Origin of the sequence: Citrobacter sedlakii NBRC 105722 (assembly GCF_000759835.1) — a bacterium.
Classification (GTDB): Bacteria; Pseudomonadota; Gammaproteobacteria; order Enterobacterales; family Enterobacteriaceae; genus Citrobacter_A; species Citrobacter_A sedlakii.
In genome coordinates this window covers 190,988-208,683 of sequence record NZ_BBNB01000002.1, presented here as the reverse complement: position 1 = coordinate 208,683, position 17,696 = coordinate 190,988, and the positions used below count along the sequence as shown (strand labels likewise).

Annotated in this window: 15 protein-coding genes and 1 pseudogene; 2 read left to right on the top strand and 14 right to left on the bottom strand. The window is 54.5% G+C overall.

The annotated features are described in order from the left end of the window. Positions 1-645, bottom strand: coding sequence for a 3-oxo-tetronate 4-phosphate decarboxylase (otnC, locus tag CSE01S_RS05350; protein ID WP_042285314.1), 645 nt, complete (start codon positions 643-645; stop codon positions 1-3). Then, positions 642-1,907 (bottom strand): 3-oxo-tetronate kinase, encoded by a 1,266-nt coding sequence (otnK, locus tag CSE01S_RS05345; protein ID WP_042285311.1) that lies wholly within the window; start codon positions 1,905-1,907, stop codon positions 642-644. The genes otnC and otnK overlap by 4 nt, the downstream gene beginning before the upstream one ends. Before the next feature lie 370 nt (positions 1,908-2,277). Between otnK and CSE01S_RS05335 the strand changes: the two are divergent. Next, positions 2,278-3,112 (top strand): annotated as a pseudogene (locus CSE01S_RS05335) (PocR ligand-binding domain-containing protein). Here CSE01S_RS05335 and cobA read toward each other — a convergent pair. Then, the gene (gene cobA / locus CSE01S_RS05330; protein WP_042285305.1) at positions 3,091-3,870 is read right to left on the bottom strand and encodes a uroporphyrinogen-III C-methyltransferase; all 780 of its coding nucleotides are present in this window, start codon (positions 3,868-3,870) and stop codon (positions 3,091-3,093) included. The pseudogene CSE01S_RS05335 and the gene cobA overlap by 22 nt on opposite strands. 405 nt (positions 3,871-4,275) lie before the next feature. On the opposite strand from cobA, the gene CSE01S_RS05325 reads away from it, so the two are divergent. Further along, positions 4,276-5,184 (top strand): LysR family transcriptional regulator, encoded by a 909-nt coding sequence (locus CSE01S_RS05325; RefSeq protein ID WP_042285301.1) that lies wholly within the window; start codon positions 4,276-4,278, stop codon positions 5,182-5,184. 61 nt (positions 5,185-5,245) lie between these two features. Here CSE01S_RS05325 and cobO read toward each other — a convergent pair whose 3' ends face one another. The 11 genes from cobO to CSE01S_RS05270 all read right to left on the bottom strand — a co-directional run bounded on the left by cobO (position 5,246) and on the right by CSE01S_RS05270 (position 17,649). Then, on the bottom strand, positions 5,246-5,848 hold the full coding sequence (gene cobO, locus CSE01S_RS05320; protein ID WP_042285298.1) for a cob(I)yrinic acid a,c-diamide adenosyltransferase: 603 nt from the start codon (positions 5,846-5,848) through the stop codon (positions 5,246-5,248). 9 nt (positions 5,849-5,857) lie between these two features. Beyond that, positions 5,858-7,510 carry a class I fumarate hydratase gene (locus CSE01S_RS05315; RefSeq protein ID WP_042285295.1) on the bottom strand — a complete coding sequence of 551 codons (1,653 nt, stop codon included), beginning with the start codon at positions 7,508-7,510 and terminating at the stop codon, positions 5,858-5,860. A 103-nt stretch (positions 7,511-7,613) separates the two neighbouring features. Continuing rightward, positions 7,614-8,615, bottom strand: coding sequence for a glutaminase A (gene glsA / locus CSE01S_RS05310; protein WP_042285293.1), 1,002 nt, complete (start codon positions 8,613-8,615; stop codon positions 7,614-7,616). 117 nt (positions 8,616-8,732) lie between these two features. Continuing rightward, positions 8,733-10,046, bottom strand: a complete 1,314-nt coding sequence (locus tag CSE01S_RS05305) for a dicarboxylate/amino acid:cation symporter (RefSeq protein ID WP_042285290.1) — start codon at positions 10,044-10,046, stop codon at positions 8,733-8,735. A gap of 163 nt (positions 10,047-10,209) precedes the next feature. Next, entirely contained in the window at positions 10,210-10,530 is a 321-nt protein-coding gene (locus tag CSE01S_RS05300) for a DUF4387 domain-containing protein (RefSeq protein ID WP_042285287.1), read from the bottom strand. Beyond that, the gene (locus tag CSE01S_RS05295) at positions 10,527-11,897 is read right to left on the bottom strand and encodes an acyclic terpene utilization AtuA family protein (protein WP_042285284.1); all 1,371 of its coding nucleotides are present in this window, start codon (positions 11,895-11,897) and stop codon (positions 10,527-10,529) included. Before CSE01S_RS05295 ends, CSE01S_RS05300 begins: the two co-directional genes overlap by 4 nt. A gap of 3 nt (positions 11,898-11,900) precedes the next feature. Next, a complete protein-coding gene (locus CSE01S_RS05290) occupies positions 11,901-13,142 on the bottom strand; it encodes a methylaspartate ammonia-lyase (protein WP_042285281.1) in 1,242 nt (413 codons plus the stop codon). Next, entirely contained in the window at positions 13,142-14,587 is a 1,446-nt protein-coding gene (locus tag CSE01S_RS05285) for a methylaspartate mutase subunit E (RefSeq protein ID WP_042285278.1), read from the bottom strand. The genes CSE01S_RS05290 and CSE01S_RS05285 overlap by 1 nt, the downstream gene beginning before the upstream one ends. Before the next feature lie 18 nt (positions 14,588-14,605). After that, complete coding sequence (gene glmL, locus CSE01S_RS05280) at positions 14,606-15,994, bottom strand: methylaspartate mutase accessory protein GlmL (RefSeq protein WP_042285275.1); 1,389 nt, start codon at positions 15,992-15,994, stop codon at positions 14,606-14,608. Beyond that, positions 15,994-16,443 (bottom strand): methylaspartate mutase subunit S, encoded by a 450-nt coding sequence (gene glmS / locus CSE01S_RS05275; RefSeq protein WP_042285273.1) that lies wholly within the window; start codon positions 16,441-16,443, stop codon positions 15,994-15,996. The genes glmL and glmS overlap by 1 nt, the downstream gene beginning before the upstream one ends. A gap of 486 nt (positions 16,444-16,929) precedes the next feature. After that, positions 16,930-17,649, bottom strand: a complete 720-nt coding sequence (locus CSE01S_RS05270) for a GntR family transcriptional regulator (RefSeq protein WP_042285271.1) — start codon at positions 17,647-17,649, stop codon at positions 16,930-16,932. Positions 17,650-17,696 lie beyond the last annotated feature (47 nt).

Here is a 17,696-nt window from a genome sequence, read left to right as displayed (position 1 = left end):
TCATGCTCGCCGGGATTGTTCGAGTTCAGCTACTGCTTCCGCCGTTAGCGGCACGTAGCCGAGTGGTTTTAAGGTCAGCCAGATGCGGGCGCTGTCTTCCAGCTCTTCGGCATTAAACACCGCCTCACGAAGTGAGCGACCACTGACTACCGGACCGTGATTTGCCAGGAGCGCGGCAGTATGGTCCGCCGCAATCTCGCTGAGTGCGCTGGCAATACCCTCATGACCGGGTTTGAAATAGGGCAACAGAGGCAACTGCCCGACGCGCATTACGTAGTACGGCGTTAACGGCGGCAGACAATTTTCCGGTGTGCTGCATGGCAGACAGGAAAGGGCGGTCAGCCATGGCGAATGCAGATGAACCACCGCGCCGCAGGCCGGACGATGACGGTACCAGGCCAGGTGCATGGGCACTTCTTTTGACGGTTTATCGCCACTGAGGTAAACGCCGTTGGCATCCAGTTTACTGAGCGTCGCGGCGTTCAGCTCGCCCAAACAGGAGTTGGTCGGCGTGACCAGATAGCCGCCGTCCGGCAGTCTTACGCTCAGGTTGCCCGAACCACCGCTGCTGAAGCCGCGCATAAACAGAGAACGACCGTAATGCACCAGCTGTTCGCGGAGTTGTTGTTCGTTAAGCTGACTCATAATGAAGACTCCTGCGCGATGAAAAAGAAGTCTTCGTCACCGAAGTTGCCTGACTTCAGCGCCAGCGCGAGCGGCGGCTCGGCGGAGAACACCCATGGCACGCCGGGCGCGATGGCTTTGCCGACCGTCAGTCTCGTCACCTGTAACGCCTCCACTACGGTGCCGGACGTTTCACCACCGGCGACGATAAAACCGGTTACGCCCGCGGCCTGCAGTTTGGCCGTCAGTCTGGCAAAAGTTTGCTCAATCGCCCGGCTGGCGCGCTGCTCGCCGTACTCCTGTTGAATACGTTTCAGCGCTTCCGGCGGCTGGGTTGCGTAAATCAATGGAGCGAGCGCGTCATCGACATGAGTCATTGTCCACAGCGACAGCTCGTCACTGTAACGCTCTGCGTCTGTCAGGCAGCGCGCTACGTCGAGTAGAAGGGAAGCGGCCTGTGCTTTATAGCGATTCACCTGGAGGTTACTCATGGTGGAACAACTTCCGGAAAAAACCACCGTTTTGGCCGGCAGCGGGAAGGGATGTACCGCTTCCCGCCCACGCTGTGACGCAGCGCAAGCGGCCAGTGCGCCACCCAGGCCGGAACCGCCCGCCAGCAGCGGTGTATGACGTAAGGCCTGAGCGAGGGTCTGCAGATCGGCTTCGCTAAAGGTATCCGCGATCACGTGACGTACACCTTCAGACTGGCAGCGTTCCAGCGCGTGAGTGACCGCTTCCACACCTTTCTGAATCGTGCGGAGGTCAATGCGCCCGACAGCGCTGGCAGTTTGCGCTGTGAGCAGGCGAATCAGGTTCGCATCGGTCATCGGGTTGAGCGGATGTTTCTCCATGCCGGATTCATTCAGTAATACGCCATTCACAAACAGATAACCGTGAATCACCGTACGTCCGTTTTGCGGCAGGGCTGGGCAGTGAACGATGTACGGCGCGTGCATCGCTTCCATCAGCGCATCGCTGACCGGACCGATATTCCCGGCGGGGGTGGAATCAAAAGTGGAGCAATATTTAAAGTAAATCTGCCGCGCACCTGCCGTGTTGTGCAGCCATTGCCAGCAGCGTAATGATTGATCGATGGCTTGGTCAGCCGGTAGAGAACGGCTTTTCAGCGAGATGACAATCGCGTCGACCTCTTCATTCCAGGGCAGGGCGGCGTCTGGCATCCCGGGCAGCAGCGCGACCCTCCAGCCTTGCTCAGCCATAAAACTTGCTATATCCGTTGCGCCAGTAAAGTCGTCGGCGATAACACCTGTCGTGACGGGCATACATCCACTCCGTTCAGATTATCTTGTCATTGAACCTATTATTCAGGAGGGCGTTTCACATTCACATGATGATTCTCACAAATAAGCACATCATAAAATTGTATGTGATTTTTATAACTAATTGAAAATAATATATAAAGTGATGAGTGATATTGAAATGAAGCTCACAGGGAGATGTGAAGATTCGTTAATCTTTGGGAAAAGTTGTCACAGCAGTCGGTGGTCTGGTTTCGAGGGCGCGGGGACGCTCTTGCAATTTGATCATAATCACCTGAATAAATAAGATTATTTTTTGCGGTCAGGATCATTTTTTCACCTGGACAAATTAAGCATAGTAGCGACGTTATCCAGACCACTGACGGAGCGTAACGTGCCTCAGTATATTCAGGACGATGTCTTACACACTTTTTACTCACTGGCAGAGGTGTTTTCTAAGGCGACCGGACTCGCCGCCGTGGTGGTAGACATAAATGGTCGGAAAATTTCTGCCTGTCATAATTTTAATTCGTTCTGTTCATTACTGCGCGCCAATCTGCAATACCAAAAACTTGTCAGAAACGTGATAAATATTGTGCTTTTGAAGGGGTAAAAGAAGAAAAAATCAGAATACTCTGCTGTCATACAGGGTAAAGTTTTTTCTCTATGGCGTTAATTCGTCAGGGGCATCTGCTGGGATTTATTATTTGCGGTCAGGTATGCGCAAAGTGTCCGGAATATAAAACTATTGTCATCGATGACGATCGGCAGTGGGCTTTCGATCCTAAAATTAAATCAGCCTGGAATCAGATCGCGATTGTAGAAAATAATCATCTGGTGGCAGCGGCAAACCTGCTCAGCTTTATTATTAACAATCTCAATCCGGTTCAGCGTAAAATGGTGGACACCGCTGATGTGCAGTAGAACGACCTGCGTTTGTCAGCAATGGAACTTTCTCGCCACGAAAAGAAACGGGTCGCCGCACATGTCTGTTTAAGCGCCAACTACTTTAGCCGTTTCTTTAAGAAACGGCAGGGAGCGAATTTTAAAACCTGGGTGAGCCAGAAAAAATGCAGCGGGCGAGTGAGTTGCTGTGCGATCCGTAGAACTCTATCGACAGCATCGCCCGGAAACTTCAGTATGCGCAGACGAGCTATTTGTGTCGGGTGTTCCGGGCGGCTCACCAGACGTCTCCGCAGTTATTCCGTCATGAACACCTTTCGCTGTAGGCGCGTTCCATCGCCTCTGGAATAAAAGAGAGTCGGTCGCTCAGACGGACAACATCACCAACCACAATCAGTGCCGGTGGCACAATATTCGCTTCCTGCGCTTTCGTGAGTAATGTGCCGAGCGTACAGGTTAAGCGCCGCTGATTGTCCCGGGTAACTGACATCACAATCGCCGCGGGCGTGTCCGGTGATTTGCCTCCCATTAGCAGTTCTTCACAAATAAATGGCAGGTTTGCGATCCCCATAACAATCACCAGCGTGCCGTTGAGCTTCGCCAACTGCCGCCAGTCCTGCTGCTGATTACCTTCGCGGGTATGTCCTGTCACAACATGAAAACCCGATGCCAGATCGCGGTGGGTCACCGGGATCCCGGCGCAGGCCAGCCCGCCAATGGCGGAACTGATCCCCGGCACCACTTCGAAGTCAATGCCTTCTTCGACCAGACATTCCACCTCTTCGGCACCGCGGCCAAACACGTAAGGATCGCCACCTTTCAGGCGCACAACGTTCCGCTGTGCTCGCGCATGCTGGATAATCAGGGCATTGATCTCCTCCTGAGGAACACTATGAAAGCCCGGACTTTTGCCAACGTTGATGCAGGTACAGCTCGCTGAGCACCACTCAAGCATTTTAGGATTGACCAGCCGATCGTAAATGATGACATCAGCCTGTTGAATACACTGCAGGGCTTTAAGGGTCAGTAAGCTGATATCACCAGGGCCTGCACCAACCAGCCAGACTTTTCCGGAGTTTTTCATATGTCGTCCTTAATTATTGTCGGGAAAAACGGTAAAAAGAGTAAAAGCAGATAAAAAAACGTCATCGTTTGCTTATCGTTTAGTGAGCTGAATTCTCCTGAAATAATAAGTAAATAATATTGATTAAACCCGCAAAGTTTTTTCGCCAATAAACAAGTTATCTTGAAAAATTATTAAGAACTTATTGGCGCTATTTGTCGCATAATAACCTTATTTAAATTGTGTTTATGGCCAGTTTTGCGTATTATTGGTTATTATTTGTTCGACTCCTGTGTGAATAAACCATGGAGTGGATCAATGACATACAGGTAGGAAATAAAATATAACTCTTAGGCCAATCGGGAGTCGGTTGCATTTATTTTTTATAAATTAAACTATTTTTGTACGCGGCATATGGAAGACGTTATGAGAGGAAAGATACCAAAGACTGAATTACTGGTGACGTTTGAAGTGGTGGCACGTCATGAAAGTTATACGCGTGCGGCGGAGGAGTTAGCATTAACGCAAAGTGCTGTATTTCGCCAGGTGAATGCACTTGAGGATTTTCTGCATACTGCATTATTTAATCATGCCAAAAAGCGGATTTTTTTAAACGAGGCCGGGAAGCATTATTTGAGCATTGTTAAGGAAACGCTCAATAAACTTGAGCGTGATACTAATACCATTATGACCTGGCAGCCCACGGTCGAAGTCATTGAACTGGCGGTCAACCCGACCTTCAGCACCCATTGGCTGATCCCCAATCTGCGTGAATTCAACAAACTTAACCCCGATATTATCGTTAATATTCACTCGTTGGCGAACATGGGCGATTTCCTCAACCGTGAATATGATGCGGCCATTATGCGTGAAGACTTCTGTTCGCCGTGGTCAGAAGTGGAGTATCTGTTCGAAGAGGAAATCCTCCCGGTTTGTAGCGGCAGTCTGCTGTCACAGCCTAACCAGAAATTGGCGGTTGAAGAGTTGCTCAATGAGTTTCCCTTGCTGCATCAAAGTACGCGAATTAACGGCTGGCAGGAGTGGTTTGCCCTGTCAGATGTCAGTAGCCCACGGGTCAACAAAGGCCCGCGTTTTGATCTGCTGTCGATGCTGATCGCCGCGGTGCGATCGAATTTGGGGGTTGCGCTGCTCCCACGGTTTGCGATCCAGCACGATCTGGATAACGGTGACATGGTGATCCCTTGCGATGTGCCCATGCGCACGGGTAATCGTTTCATCATGACCTGGCGGGAAGAAAAAGCGGAATCCCGTCATTTACAGGTTTTCCGCGAGTGGCTGTTACAAAAATCGGTGGTATCTCACCTGGAACGCTGACGGCGGATGACGGGCAAACGGGAAGCCGGATAAGCGCATGCGCCATCCGGCAACGATGTGACTACCAGTCAATGCCCACCTGCGCCTGAATACCGCTGTCAAAAGCATGCTTCACCGGGCGCATTTCACTGACCGTATCCGCAAGATCCAGCAGCCGCGCGTGGCAGCCGCGACCGGTGACGATCACGCTCTGCTGCGCCGGACGCGCCGTTATGGCGGCGATCACCGCGTCGGTATCAAGGTAGTGATACGCCAGCATATAAGTGAGTTCATCCAGCACCACCAGATCGTACTGCGGGTCGGCCAGCATCCGCTGCGCTTCTGTCCAGACGACAAGCGCCGCCGCGATATCCGCCTCGCGGTTTTGCGTTTCCCAAGTAAACCCGGTACCCATAATGTGGAATTCGACGCCCAGCGGATGCAGGGTGTTGTATTCGCCATTGTCCCACTGGCCTTTGATAAACTGCGCGACGCCAACGGTTTTACCGTGGCCGACAGCGCGCGTGACGGTGCCGAACGCGGCGGTGGATTTCCCTTTACCGTTGCCGGTAAAAACAATCAGGATCCCTTTTTTTCCGGTGGCCGCTGCGACCCGGGCCTCGACCTGTTCTTTCAGCTTTTGCTGGCGCTGGCGATGCCGCGCATCGTTGGCTCGCGTTTCCATAGACGCTCCTTAGTGCCCCGCCGGGCAGGTTGCGCACCGGTGCTGCTGCTCAAACTGACTGAAGAAGTTATTTCCTTTGTCGTCAACCAGCACGAAAGCGGGCAGGTTTTCAACCTCCATCATCCAGACCGCTTCCATTCCCAGTTCGGGATATTCAAGGCAGCGCAGGCTTTTCACGTATTGCTGCGCCAGCAGAGCTGCGGCACCGCCGATGCTGCCGAGATTAAAGCCGCCGTGTTTGTGGCAGGCGTCAGTAACCTGCTGGCTGCGGTTGCCTTTGGACAGCATGATCAGGCTACCGCCCGCCGCCTGGAAAGCGTCGACATAGCCGTCCATGCGCCCGCCGGTGGTTGGCCCGAGCGAGCCACAGGCCATATTGTCCGGCGTTCTGGCCGGACCGGCGTAGTAGACAATGTGGTTACACAGGTACGCTGGCAACGGTTCGCCGCTGTCGAGTCGTGCTTTGATTCTGGCGTGCGCAATATCGCGGGCAACCACGATCGGACCGCTTAAGGAGAGGCGGGTACCGACGGGCAGTCGGGACAGATCGTGCAGAATTTCTCGCAGGGGACGGTTCAGCTCCAGCTTCACGGTCTGTGCGCTGTTCTCCACGCGACAGGACTCAGGAATAAACTTGCCCGGATGATGTTCCAGTTTTTCCAGCCAGATACCGTGTTTGTTTATTTTTGCTTTGATATTACGGTCCGCCGAGCAGGAAAGGGCCATGGCGATCGGACAGGAGCCGCCATGGCGCGGCAGACGGATAACGCGAATATCATGAGCGAAATATTTACCGCCGAATTGCGCGCCAATACCAAATTCACGGCTGGCGTTGAGCAGGGTCGTTTCCAGCGCCGTATCGCGGAACGCCTGCCCCAGTTCGTTACCGTGAGTGGGCAGATTGTCGTAATACTTCGTCGAGGCCAGCTTCGCGACCTTCAGCGCCTGATCCGCTGACAGACCGCCGACCACAAAAGCGATGTGGTACGGCGGACAGGCGGCGGTACCGAGTGATTTCATTTTTTCTATCAGGAAGGCGGTCAGTTTTTCCGGTTGCAGAAGCGATTTGGTCTCCTGGAACAGTGCGGCTTTGTTGGCCGAACCGCCGCCTTTATTGACGAAAAGGAAATGGTATTCGCTGCCCGGCGTGGCGCTGATATCGATCTGTGCGGGCAGGTTGGTCTCGGTATTCACTTCGCGATACATATCCAGCGGCGCGTTTTGGGAATAGCGCAGGTTATGCTCCTGAAAGGTGGTGTAAATGCCTTTGCTCAGCGCTTCGGCGTCATTGCCGCCGGTCCAGATCCGTTGCCCTTTGCTGGCGACTACCGTCGCGGTGCCGGTATCCTGACAGTTTGGCAGTACGCCTTTCGCCGAGACCTCGGCATTACGTAGCAGTTGTAGCGCGACGTATTTATCGTTACTGCTGGCCTGCGGGTCGTGCAGAATGCTGGCGATCTGTTTCAGATGGCTGGCGCGCAGGAAGAATGACGCTTCATAAAATGCCTGCTGCGCCAGCAGCGTTAACGCCTCCGGCGCCACTTTGATCACTTCCTCACCGTCAAGCTCGCTTACCGTAATATGCTGATTACTGAGTAGTTCATATTCTGTGCTTTCTTTGCTTTGTACAAAGAGTTCCTGCCAGACAAAGGGTTTAGACATAGGACTTCTCACCTTTCTGTTTTTTTGCCGGATGGCGGCGTTTGAACTGTAAAAAATGAACGAGTCGTAGGCGGATAAGCGCAAGCGCCATCCGCTACGGGGTTTAACGTGTCATAAAAAGATTGGCCTGCGTGGCGTTAGCAACATAGTGGATGGTTTGCTGTGCGCGAACGCTGTTACCCGCTTCATCCAGCGGCGGCGAATAGACGGCAATGGCGTATTGTCCCGGTACGACCGCAACCATGCCGCCGCCCACCCCGGATTTCGCCGGGATACCGACGGTATAAAGCCATTTGCCGCTGCCGTCATACAGTCCGGCAATCGCCATTTCCGCCAGCACCTGCGGTACATAGCGTGCATTCAGAAGCTGCTTGCCGTTGAAGGGGGATTTACCGTTATTGGCAAGCACCGCGCCCATTTTGGCGAGCTGTTCAACGGTGACATCCACCGAACACTGGCGGGTATAAATCTCAACGGCCTCGTCGGTATCGCCGTAGAGGCTGCCGTATGACGCCATCAACGCTGCCAGTGCCTGATTGTGCTGGTTGGTTTCCATTTCCGAGGTGAATACCGGTTCATTGACGGTGAGGGTTGCATCGGCCCAGGCATTGAGGTTGTTGAGAATTTTGTTCCAGCGGTCCGTTTTGTCTTTCGCGTCAATCAGGCTCACGGTGCTGATAGCGCCCGCGTTGACCAATGGATTCTCCGGCGCGCCTTTGGTCAGCTCGACAGCAAGGCCGGAGTTGAAGGGCAGGCCAGTCGCGTTGGCGCCGAGTTTCTCCAGCACCACGTGCGGGCCATGCTGTTCCATGGCCAGTGCCAGCGTGAACACTTTGCTGAGCGATTCCATCGGAAACGCTTTTTTCACATCGCCCGTCTGGTAAATTTTACCGTCCACCGTGGCGAGGGTAATGGCGAAATTAGCGGGGCTGTAGGTTGCCAGCGCAGGAATGTAGTCGGCGACTTTTCCGTCTGCGTTACTTTTGAATTTCTGGTGCGCCTGTTCAATCAGCGCGGCATAGTCCGGCGCAGGCTGTGCCAGCACAGGGGCGTTGAAATACAGGCTGGCGATAATGATAGCTGAGCCAAAAAGTTTCACGTTCATGGTGCAATCTCGCTCGACAAATTACGCCGGAAGACGGCGTTGCGCCTTATCCGGCCTGGAAAAATGTGCGATTCGCAGGCCGGATAAGCAGTGGCGTCATCCGGCATTGTTGCGCGCTCAGGACATGGCCACTTCTGACGGCTCAGTCGCTGGACGTTCCTGCTCGGGGGCCTTAACCGGCGCGGGCGCGGTGCCGCGACAGCCTTCACCGAAGTGCTCGCCTTCCCAGCGGCCAACGATCGCCGCGCCCATTGCGTTACTCATCACGTTGGTGGCGGAGCGGCCCATATCGAGGAACGGATCGACGCCCATCAGCAGGATCAGCCCCGCTTCAGGGATGTGGAACTGGTTGAGGGTGGCGGCAATCACCACCATTGAGGCGCGTGGAACGCCCGCCATGCCTTTAGACGTGAGCATCAGGATCAATAGCATGGTGATTTGTTCGCCCATGCTCAGCTCAATGTTGCACGCCTGGGCGATAAACACAGTGGCAAACGAGCAGTAGGCCATGGAACCGACAAGGTTAAAGGAGTAACCAATCGGCAGGACGAAGCTGGCAATTTTGGACGAGACGCCGAATTTTTCCAGTTTGTTCAGCGTGCCGGGGAAGGCGGCCTCTGAGCTGGAGGTGGTAAAGGCCAGCAGCGCCGGTTCGAGGATGGATTTGGTCAGGCGGCCAATGCACGGACCGACAAGCATTGCCGACAAGCCAATCAGGATTGCCCACAGCATCCCCAGCGTCAGGTAGAACTCGCCCATAAAGATCCCGGCGCTCACCATGACGCCCAGTCCGCGTTCGGCAATCAGGCCGGAGATCGCGGCGAAAACCGTCAACGGAGCGAACAGCATGACATAGCCGGTCAGTTTAAGCATCACGTGAACCAGCGAGTCGAGCACTTTGACGATCGGTTCCGCTTTTTCGCCTATCGCCGCGAGGCTACAGCCGAGGAAAATGGAGAACACCACGATTTGCAGGATCTCGTTACGCGCCATCGCATCCACGATACTGGTGGGCACCGCATGGGAAATAAACACCTTCAGGGTAAACGGTTCTGACTGGACGGCGGCTACGGCGCCCGCGTCGTGGGCGACAAAGTTAATGCCTGCCCCCGGCTGGAACAGGTTGACGATCACCAGACCCAGCGCAATTGACAGCAGCGACGCGCAAATAAACAGAAAAAAGGTTTTTGAAAAGATACGTCCGAGCGTCTTTGCGTCACCCATTTTGGCGATACCCACCACCAGCGTTGAAATAACCAGTGGCGCGATAATCATTTTAACCATGCGCAGAAATATGGTGGTAAAAATAGAAATTTCCTGCGCATAGGTTTTTGCAGTATCGGCTGATGCCATATTATTAATAGCCACCCCGGCAATCATGCCGAGAATCAGGCCTAATATGATCATTTTGGTCAGACTTATTTTTTTCATTTTCACTCCATCGGATACGGATAAGGGTTGGCGGCAGCAGGAGAAGGGGCGTCCGCACCGCAGCAGCAGCCGGACGCCAGCCTGTTGTGACCAACCATTTAAATAAACTGGAATACAGTGATACAGCGAAACCCTGTACGCCGGTGGATGTTATTGTTATTAATTACTCAAGGTCGAATGTAATATTTAACAGCGGGGCATGTTGCTGTGCGCCATAAACATCATTGTCGCCAACATTGCCGGAAATAATATCGCGAGGCATGACGATTTTTACCGCATTCGCCGGGTCAAACCAGACAATGTGATGAATAAAGTCAGGCGCCACGTTATACAGGCCGGCAATTAACTGTGGCGTTAATTGCTCTGAACGTTTAACCCGCTGATAGTCTTCACGTGTTTTAAATAAAATATCTAACACCAGTTCGTACGGCCCGGCATTTTTAGAGCGAATCACCTGAGCCAGGGTGCAAATAGGGTATTTCATGCCGTTACTCCTTCTGGCGTCACCTGCTCGAGGCGGAAGTCAAAACGCAGATCGTCGCTCGCTTCAATCAGATGATAGACCGAGAACTCATACACCGGCCCGCTCTGGATATCGGAAGGCGAGAACGGGAAGGCGAGGTTGCCCGCGGTGGCGATCCGGTTTTCATAGCCGTAGTGGAGCAGGGTAGAGCGCACCAGCGAACAGACGCTGTTGGCGATATCCTGGGTCGGCGCCACCACATCCAGCAGAATGCCCAGCTCATGCCCGGCGGTGTTGACCGGCTCATGGTTGCCCATCACGCCGTTTTTGCCGTACAGGTGAAACGTCATGCGAATGCTGTCGTCATTTAGCGAGAGGTTTTGCGCCACGCTGGCTTTCACGTCTTCCAGAATGGTATCAATTCCGGCAATCATGATCGGATCGCGCGTGCCGGCGATGGTCAGGCAGCGGAATCCTACCTGGCGCGCCCCTTCCAGCTTCAGCGCATACGGCGTGGTTTCGTGGCGTGAACCGCTAACGTACACCTCGCCATCGTTGACCGCTTTAAAATGACAGCCTTTCAGATTCAGCACCCCGCCAGGCCCCGGCAGGCTGTAAGGATCGGACTTCTCATACAGGGTGTGCGCCGCGGCTGAGGTTTCGGTGAACTTCCGCTTCGGGTTGAACGTTTTCAGGGTGAAGCCGTTGTCGTCAATGATCCCCATCGCACAGTCGGAACCGGACCCCGGCGTGGCGGCAATCGCCGCGCATTCAAGGATTTTCCCGCAATGCAGCGCCAGGCCTTCATCGAATCCCTGCATAATGGGCAGGGCTGCGAAGCACGCCGGATCGTAAGCACGTCCCCCCAGCACGACCTGCGCACCGGCGGCGAGCGCACGCTGGAAGGGCTCTACGCCCATTTGCGCCACGATGTAGGTGCTCTCTTCAATCGCCTCATGGGTGAGTTCGGGAACGAAATCCAGCGAGGTGATCTTGCCGTTGTCCAGCGCCGCATGCACGATCGCTTTATCGACATCCGCAGGGATCAGCGCCAGCGAGAATGACAGGTTTTCTTCCTGCGCGATCTCGAGGATTATCTGGCGGCACCATTCCAGATGCGGCGCCGCGCCGGACCCCCCGGCGGTGCCAATCACCACCGGGATGTTGTTTTTCACGCCAGCGACGATCATATAGCGCAGATCGCGCTTCACGCCGGCCCTGTCGGTAAACGGTTTACCCGCCCCCAGGTAGTGGGGGCCAGGATCCGAAGAACCCGCGTCAACGGCGATCAGATCCGGTGACGCTTCCATGGCTTTGCGAAAACTGTCTTCCGGGAAGCCATAACCGAGAATGGCCGTCGGTGATAAGATCTTAAATGTACGGGCCATCAGTTAATCCTTAGTCTGTAACAGCGCGATGGTGCGGTTCATTTCGTTAAACACAATGTTAAGACCTTCATCGAAGCCCATGCCCGGCTTGATCAGCATGCGCATTGGCCGCGCGGCGAGCGCCACGTGAACGCAGGTACGGGCGCTGATTTCGGTTTCGTTACAGGTGCCGCCCTGGTAGGCTTCCATGCCGTGTTTGTTGCAGTACAGCACCGCGTCAACGATGTTGTGAATGCCGCCGAGATCCGGGGTTTTGATCTGTACCATGTGGCAACTGCCGGCATCGGTGAAGTCCACAATGTCCTGGTAGGTGTTACACCATTCGTCCGCGACAATTTTTACCCCGGAGCCCAGACGGGTCAGCTCTTTGGTGATGGCGGTCAACATGCGGATCTGATCCGGCTTGTTACCTGCATCCACCGGGCCTTCAATGTACAGCGGTAGCCCCTGCGCCTCTTTTTCAAGGCTGGCGATGTACGCAGCGCAGCGTACAGGATCCATATCGAAAATCAGGCCGATAGTGCCGTAAACGTCAATGTGCAGCGTCGGGTGATAGCGCGGGCTGGTGCGCAGGGTCAGGATGCGATCCGACAGCCAGCGCACGTACTCACGCAGTTTTTCACCGTGGAAGCCAAGTTTTTCTTCGACGTTGTTGATCAACGCGTGAGGCAGGACGTCAACGCCTTTCAGGATCATCTTGTCGACGGCGATATAGCGGTCATCGCCGCTTTGTCCGAATAAGGGAATGGCTTCCGGGACGCACGGCAGTTGCCATTCGTCACATACCACTTCCGTTTTCAGGCGACCGGAGGCCAGCGCCGTGGCGTCAAGCAGCGCCTGGGACAGGCCGTAACGTACGGCGGTGTGCAGCAGCTTACCGTCGATACGCAGCTTGTCGAAGAAGCGGGCGTTGGGCAGAAACGCGTCCACATCACGGCCTTCCAGCAGCGGTTTAATATGATCGTTAAGGAACGGAATAAAATGCTCTGCGAGGAACAGTGGGTCACGGCCACCCGCGCCGGAGTACTGCACGGCGGCGCAGTCGCCAACCGCCACCGCGCCATTTTCCAGAATCAACTGGACCGATACGCATTCGCCCGCCTGACGCACGGCGCTAAAGCCTGGCGTAACCGGCGCGCCGGTGTAAATAAACCCGTCATGACCCGCGCCGTTTTTGATCGCCTGCTGATCGTCGAAATAAAAAGAGGAGTAGCCAGCGGTGAAAAGGGCCTTTTTGATTTTCATTATGGTCTTCCTATTAATTGACTGTGGGATACCGCGTTGATGTCATCAACAACCATCTGGAATGAGGGTTTACGTCCTTCAAAGCGCGCGCGCTCGGCAACATAGTCATGGTGCAGCGCGAGAATGTCTTTCGGTAGCGGCACCGCGCCGGCTTCGAGTACACGGATCGCGCCGCTGTTATCGCGCACCGGCAGGATTTTGCCCGCGTTACAGGCGGCAGGCGCGAACGGCACATCCAGCACCCCGGCTTCGAAGGCCAGCACCGTTCCGCGCGCCACGTCGCCGTTGCCCAGTTCAAAGACTTTCTTCAACACCGCGCGCACTTCGCTCTTAATCAGCTCGACTTCCTGCTCGACCGCTTTACACGGCGGGAATTTCTGGTCGCTGACCATGTTGAGCATCTGTCGGGACGCCTTCAGCCCCTGCACGTTCGCCGCTGCGGTAGGAATACCAAAGGCTTCGTGCGGGCTTTTGGTGATGACTTTGGTGGCGCCAGCCATCCCCGCCACCGCCGCTCCCCAGGAGATAATGGCGAACGCTTTCGATTCATCTTCCGGGAAGCCGCCCATCCACTGATGGAACACGGTGCTCAACTCATAGTCATCGAAACCGTAGTTCTGGAAGTATTCGTGGGATAGCTCGCGCAACGACTGGATCGCCGCAACATCCTGGGTCAGACTGCCGACCTGTCCGTAACCCACGGTAATGGATTTCACTCCCTGTTCCAGCGCCAGTAAGCCTTCGATAATCGCTACGGCATGGGACATAAACGGAGGGATCAATGTGCCGGTCAGCGGGCCGAACGGCTCGCGGTTAATGCGTATGCCGTGTTCCTCGTACAGCCCCATCAGGCGGTCGCAGTACTGCCAGTCGCGGATCGATTTTTCCAGCGTGACGCGCTTGGCGTAAGGAATGTTGTAAGAGATGCCGCCACCTTCGTAGCTGGTGAAGCCGCTGGCCATTGCGATTTCCGCCAGCAGGCGGGCATCCGGCGTACCGTGGCGTACCTGAATCGGCTTTTCCAGCGCTTCGGTCATCCGGCGGCAGGCCGCTACGCCGTGGTTTACCACCGGTAAGCCGTTAAGTTTTGAGGTGCCGGCTTCGATCGATTTTTGAATGCCGATCGCCGCTTCTTCATAGCGGTTCAGACGGGTGTAGGCATCAATGGTGCTGGGCAGAAGATCGCACTCTGTTTGCAACGTTTTCAGCAGCGCAATGTGTTCGTCCATTAACGCCACGCCCGCGCGCGGCTGGCTCAGGGTTTTTCCCTGCTGATCGGCTTTTAGCAGGGCATGAGAGAAGCGTTTTTTCTCCGGGATGGTCTGCTGGTACTTCACGCCATCTTCAAATTGTTCGACATCTTTGCCGGTTGACCACGTCTGCAACACCTGGTGCCGTTCGGTCATAAACTCGTCATGGGTCAGTTTTTTATTTCGAAGTTCCATTCGTCGCTGCCTTTGGGATTAGAGGGTTAAACAGTGAATGCTGGTGCGTGCCGCGGCCTGGGGATCGATCCTGGCGACGTTCGCCAGCAGCGGGAGCAGACCTTTTGCATCGCGGTAATAGTCAAACTGGGTGGGAAGAAGAATGCGCCTGCCGTCGTCGTCCAGTTCGCGGTACTTAAGCCAGTGATGAATGTCGAACTGACAGGCGCGCGACAGCCAGCCACCGGATCCCACCACTTTCCGCACCGTGGTCAGATCGCGTCCCATCTGGAGATCGACGTTGCCCACGCAGGTGCAGACCTGTTTTTTCGTGCCGGCATGCCGTTCTGCGGCATAGCCGACGCACAGTCCGGCTAACAGGCTGTCGAAATAACGCTCCTCCTCCCCCTGCGGCAGGTAGTCCGGATGGGCCACCAGATGACGCAGATAGCCAAAGAAGGCCTCCTGGCGCTGCGGCTGCCGGGCAAAAACGACGTTGACCAGATCCCGGGTGCTCTCACCCACCACCACCGCGGAGACGCGCATGCCCAGATCGCCTTCCACCGTGCGTTTAACAAATGGCTCCGGGACGCCATGCAGGACGGTGTCAGGGGAGAGCGTGTTGGCGCTGGCGGAGTAGACGTCGGTGGTGGCGCCGCCCATGTCGATCAGCATGAACTCCTTCCACGCGCTGTCGACATCGCTGATCGCTTTCACCAGTTCATACACGGTCCACGGCGTCGGCATTGGCTCTTCACCTGTTTCGCCGACAATCACATCCAGCCCTTTTCCTTTGACGATGCGTGACAGGAACACGTCGCAAATCGCTTTGCGCGCGGCATACGGGTTTGGGTGATCGAGATCCGGCAGAATATTGTCCACCGTGATGAGATCTTTATGGCCCAGAATCGCCTGGATCTCGTCCTGAATGTCGCGGTTACCCGCGTAGATGATGGCGCAGTTCAGACGCGAGTTCGCCAGCGTGTGGGCATTAGCCAGACCGTAGCTCTCTTCACCGCCGTCAGTTCCACCGGTAAACAGCAGGATGTCAGGCGGCGAGGCTTCCAGCGCCTGAATGTCGTGGCGGTTGAGCTTGTAGGCGTAGTACTGCGCGATTTTCGCCCCCGCAGAGTGGGCGGTGACTTTCGCGGATTCCAGGGTGATTGAAGGCACCAGCCCCATCGCCGCGACGGCCAGCCCGCCTTTGGCGGAAGAGGAATATTTCAGCGTCACATCGCCGCTGTTGAGCAGCGGGCGCGCATCGTCCACGTTCATAACCTGGTTAAGGCTGGTAAAAAAACCTTCTGCCAGATGGTGAGTCGTGGTCGGCGTCAGAACATGATTGACCAGTGTGAGTGCGTCGCCCTCCCTGGCAAAGAGAGCCGCTTTGGTCCACGTCGAGCCGATGTCGACAGAGACGATTTGCATCAGATGGCCTCTTCCAGACAGCGCTGCGCGACGCCGTGGCGCTGGTTGATATCGGCGGCCATTAACCGGCAAACATCTTCCAGGTCATGGCTTGGCGCGAAGACACGGTTAAAGCCCATGTCTTTGAATTTCGCTTCCACATCTGCAAAGTCATGTTTACCGACAACCAGATTTCCGCCCACATAAAGCAGAATCTCGCCAATACCGCGTTCGATGCAGCGTTCGCGTAGCCCCAGACAGTCAATGTCACCGTGGCCATAAATAGAGGAAACGACAATGGCGTCGGCGCCGGTTTCGATGGCGGCGTCAATATATTCATCCTGGCTTACCATAACGCCCAGATTGATTACGCGAAAATCATGGGCAGTAAAAACACGGTCCAGAACTTTATTGCCTACTGCATGGCAGTCAGCACCAATGACGCCAATAACAAGTGTTGATTTCTTCATGGGTAATCCTCTCCAGGACTCAGGGTAAAAATAAAAATGATGATATATGGCGCCCTCTGGGGGGGGCGGCCTTTAATAGTGAGGGAGTGTCCTGGGGCGGCGTTATCGATGCAATTGATCTATTTTCAAAAAATCATGCGTAAAACGGCGATACTGGATGTTGATAAAATTTAACCATAAATATCATGTGGTTAAATTTTATTTCCGAGTGGGAATATATTTATATAACCATAATGGTGAAAAACGAAATGTCACCTTTGTGATCTGAATCTTATTTATAATCAGCAACAAAAATATTCATGAAAAATAATGAAAGCGAGAGAATTGTGAGTAAGGTAACGGAATTTAAAAAGTGCTTGAGATACGGCATTTATTGGTTGTTAATAAAAATAAACAAATGCTAATGATTTGTTTTATATCGCCGTATAACGTGTTTTTTCGCGCAGCGCATCACTTTTATTTATCGCCTGTGGCGCAAGGGAAATTTTAACGTTGTTTACGACGGGCGATCAGGGTAAATTTATAATCGTCGGTATTGAACGCATTTCGACTGTATTCAAATATCCGGCCATCTTTCAAATATCCGCGCGAGACTTTTTCCAGAATCGGCTTGCCGGGATCGATAGCCAGCAGTCGGCTCATCTCCTCGGTGGGCATCACCGGGATCAGCTCCTGCTCGCTTCGGTCGATCACCATTTGCTTCACCTCTTCGATGAAATGGTACTTCGATTTTTCCATGACTTCCCAGGTCAGATCCGGGAACAGGGCCAGCGGCATCCAGGTTTCTTCCAGCGTTACCGGTTTTTGCTTGATAAAGCGCACCCGCTTGACGTGCCAGACGCGGCTGCCCTGGGCAAGCTGGAGCTGTGCCTGCAAAAAGTCATCTGCCGGGATCACTTCAAAGACCCGCACTTCACTGTGAGTGTCGACGTTACGGTCAGCGAGCTTCTCATAGAAGCTGGTTAACTGATAGATGTCGTAATTAACCCGCTCCGCTTTCACATAGGTGCCGCTACCCTGGATGCTTTCGACAATATGCTGTTCCGTAAGCTGCCTGAGCGCCTGGCGCACCGTGACGCGGCTGACGTTAAACGTTGCCTGCAGCGCGGATTCCGTCGGCAGGGCGTCGCCTGGCTTCAACTCACCTTGCTGAATTTGCTCAAGGATACGGTCTGCGATCTGGCGGTATAGCGGCTTTCGGCTCATGGTTTTCCGGGAAGGTTAATACGAATTCGCTCATTATGCCTGACATC

Coding starts and splice junctions, on each gene's coding strand:
- CSE01S_RS05325 (WP_042285301.1), top strand. CDS start 4,276: ATGAGAGGAAAGATACCAAAGACTGAATTACTGGTGACGTTTGAAGTG.
- CSE01S_RS05290 (WP_042285281.1), bottom strand. CDS start 13,142: ATGAAAATCAAAAAGGCCCTTTTCACCGCTGGCTACTCCTCTTTTTAT.
- otnC (WP_042285314.1), bottom strand. CDS start 645: ATGAGTCAGCTTAACGAACAACAACTCCGCGAACAGCTGGTGCATTAC.
- CSE01S_RS05315 (WP_042285295.1), bottom strand. CDS start 7,510: ATGTCTAAACCCTTTGTCTGGCAGGAACTCTTTGTACAAAGCAAAGAA.
- CSE01S_RS05270 (WP_042285271.1), bottom strand. CDS start 17,649: ATGAGCCGAAAGCCGCTATACCGCCAGATCGCAGACCGTATCCTTGAG.
- glmL (WP_042285275.1), bottom strand. CDS start 15,994: ATGCAAATCGTCTCTGTCGACATCGGCTCGACGTGGACCAAAGCGGCT.
- CSE01S_RS05285 (WP_042285278.1), bottom strand. CDS start 14,587: ATGGAACTTCGAAATAAAAAACTGACCCATGACGAGTTTATGACCGAA.
- cobO (WP_042285298.1), bottom strand. CDS start 5,848: ATGGAAACGCGAGCCAACGATGCGCGGCATCGCCAGCGCCAGCAAAAG.
- glmS (WP_042285273.1), bottom strand. CDS start 16,443: ATGAAGAAATCAACACTTGTTATTGGCGTCATTGGTGCTGACTGCCAT.
- CSE01S_RS05295 (WP_042285284.1), bottom strand. CDS start 11,897: ATGGCCCGTACATTTAAGATCTTATCACCGACGGCCATTCTCGGTTAT.
- otnK (WP_042285311.1), bottom strand. CDS start 1,907: ATGCCCGTCACGACAGGTGTTATCGCCGACGACTTTACTGGCGCAACG.
- cobA (WP_042285305.1), bottom strand. CDS start 3,870: ATGAAAAACTCCGGAAAAGTCTGGCTGGTTGGTGCAGGCCCTGGTGAT.
- CSE01S_RS05300 (WP_042285287.1), bottom strand. CDS start 10,530: ATGAAATACCCTATTTGCACCCTGGCTCAGGTGATTCGCTCTAAAAAT.
- glsA (WP_042285293.1), bottom strand. CDS start 8,615: ATGAACGTGAAACTTTTTGGCTCAGCTATCATTATCGCCAGCCTGTAT.
- CSE01S_RS05305 (WP_042285290.1), bottom strand. CDS start 10,046: ATGAAAAAAATAAGTCTGACCAAAATGATCATATTAGGCCTGATTCTC.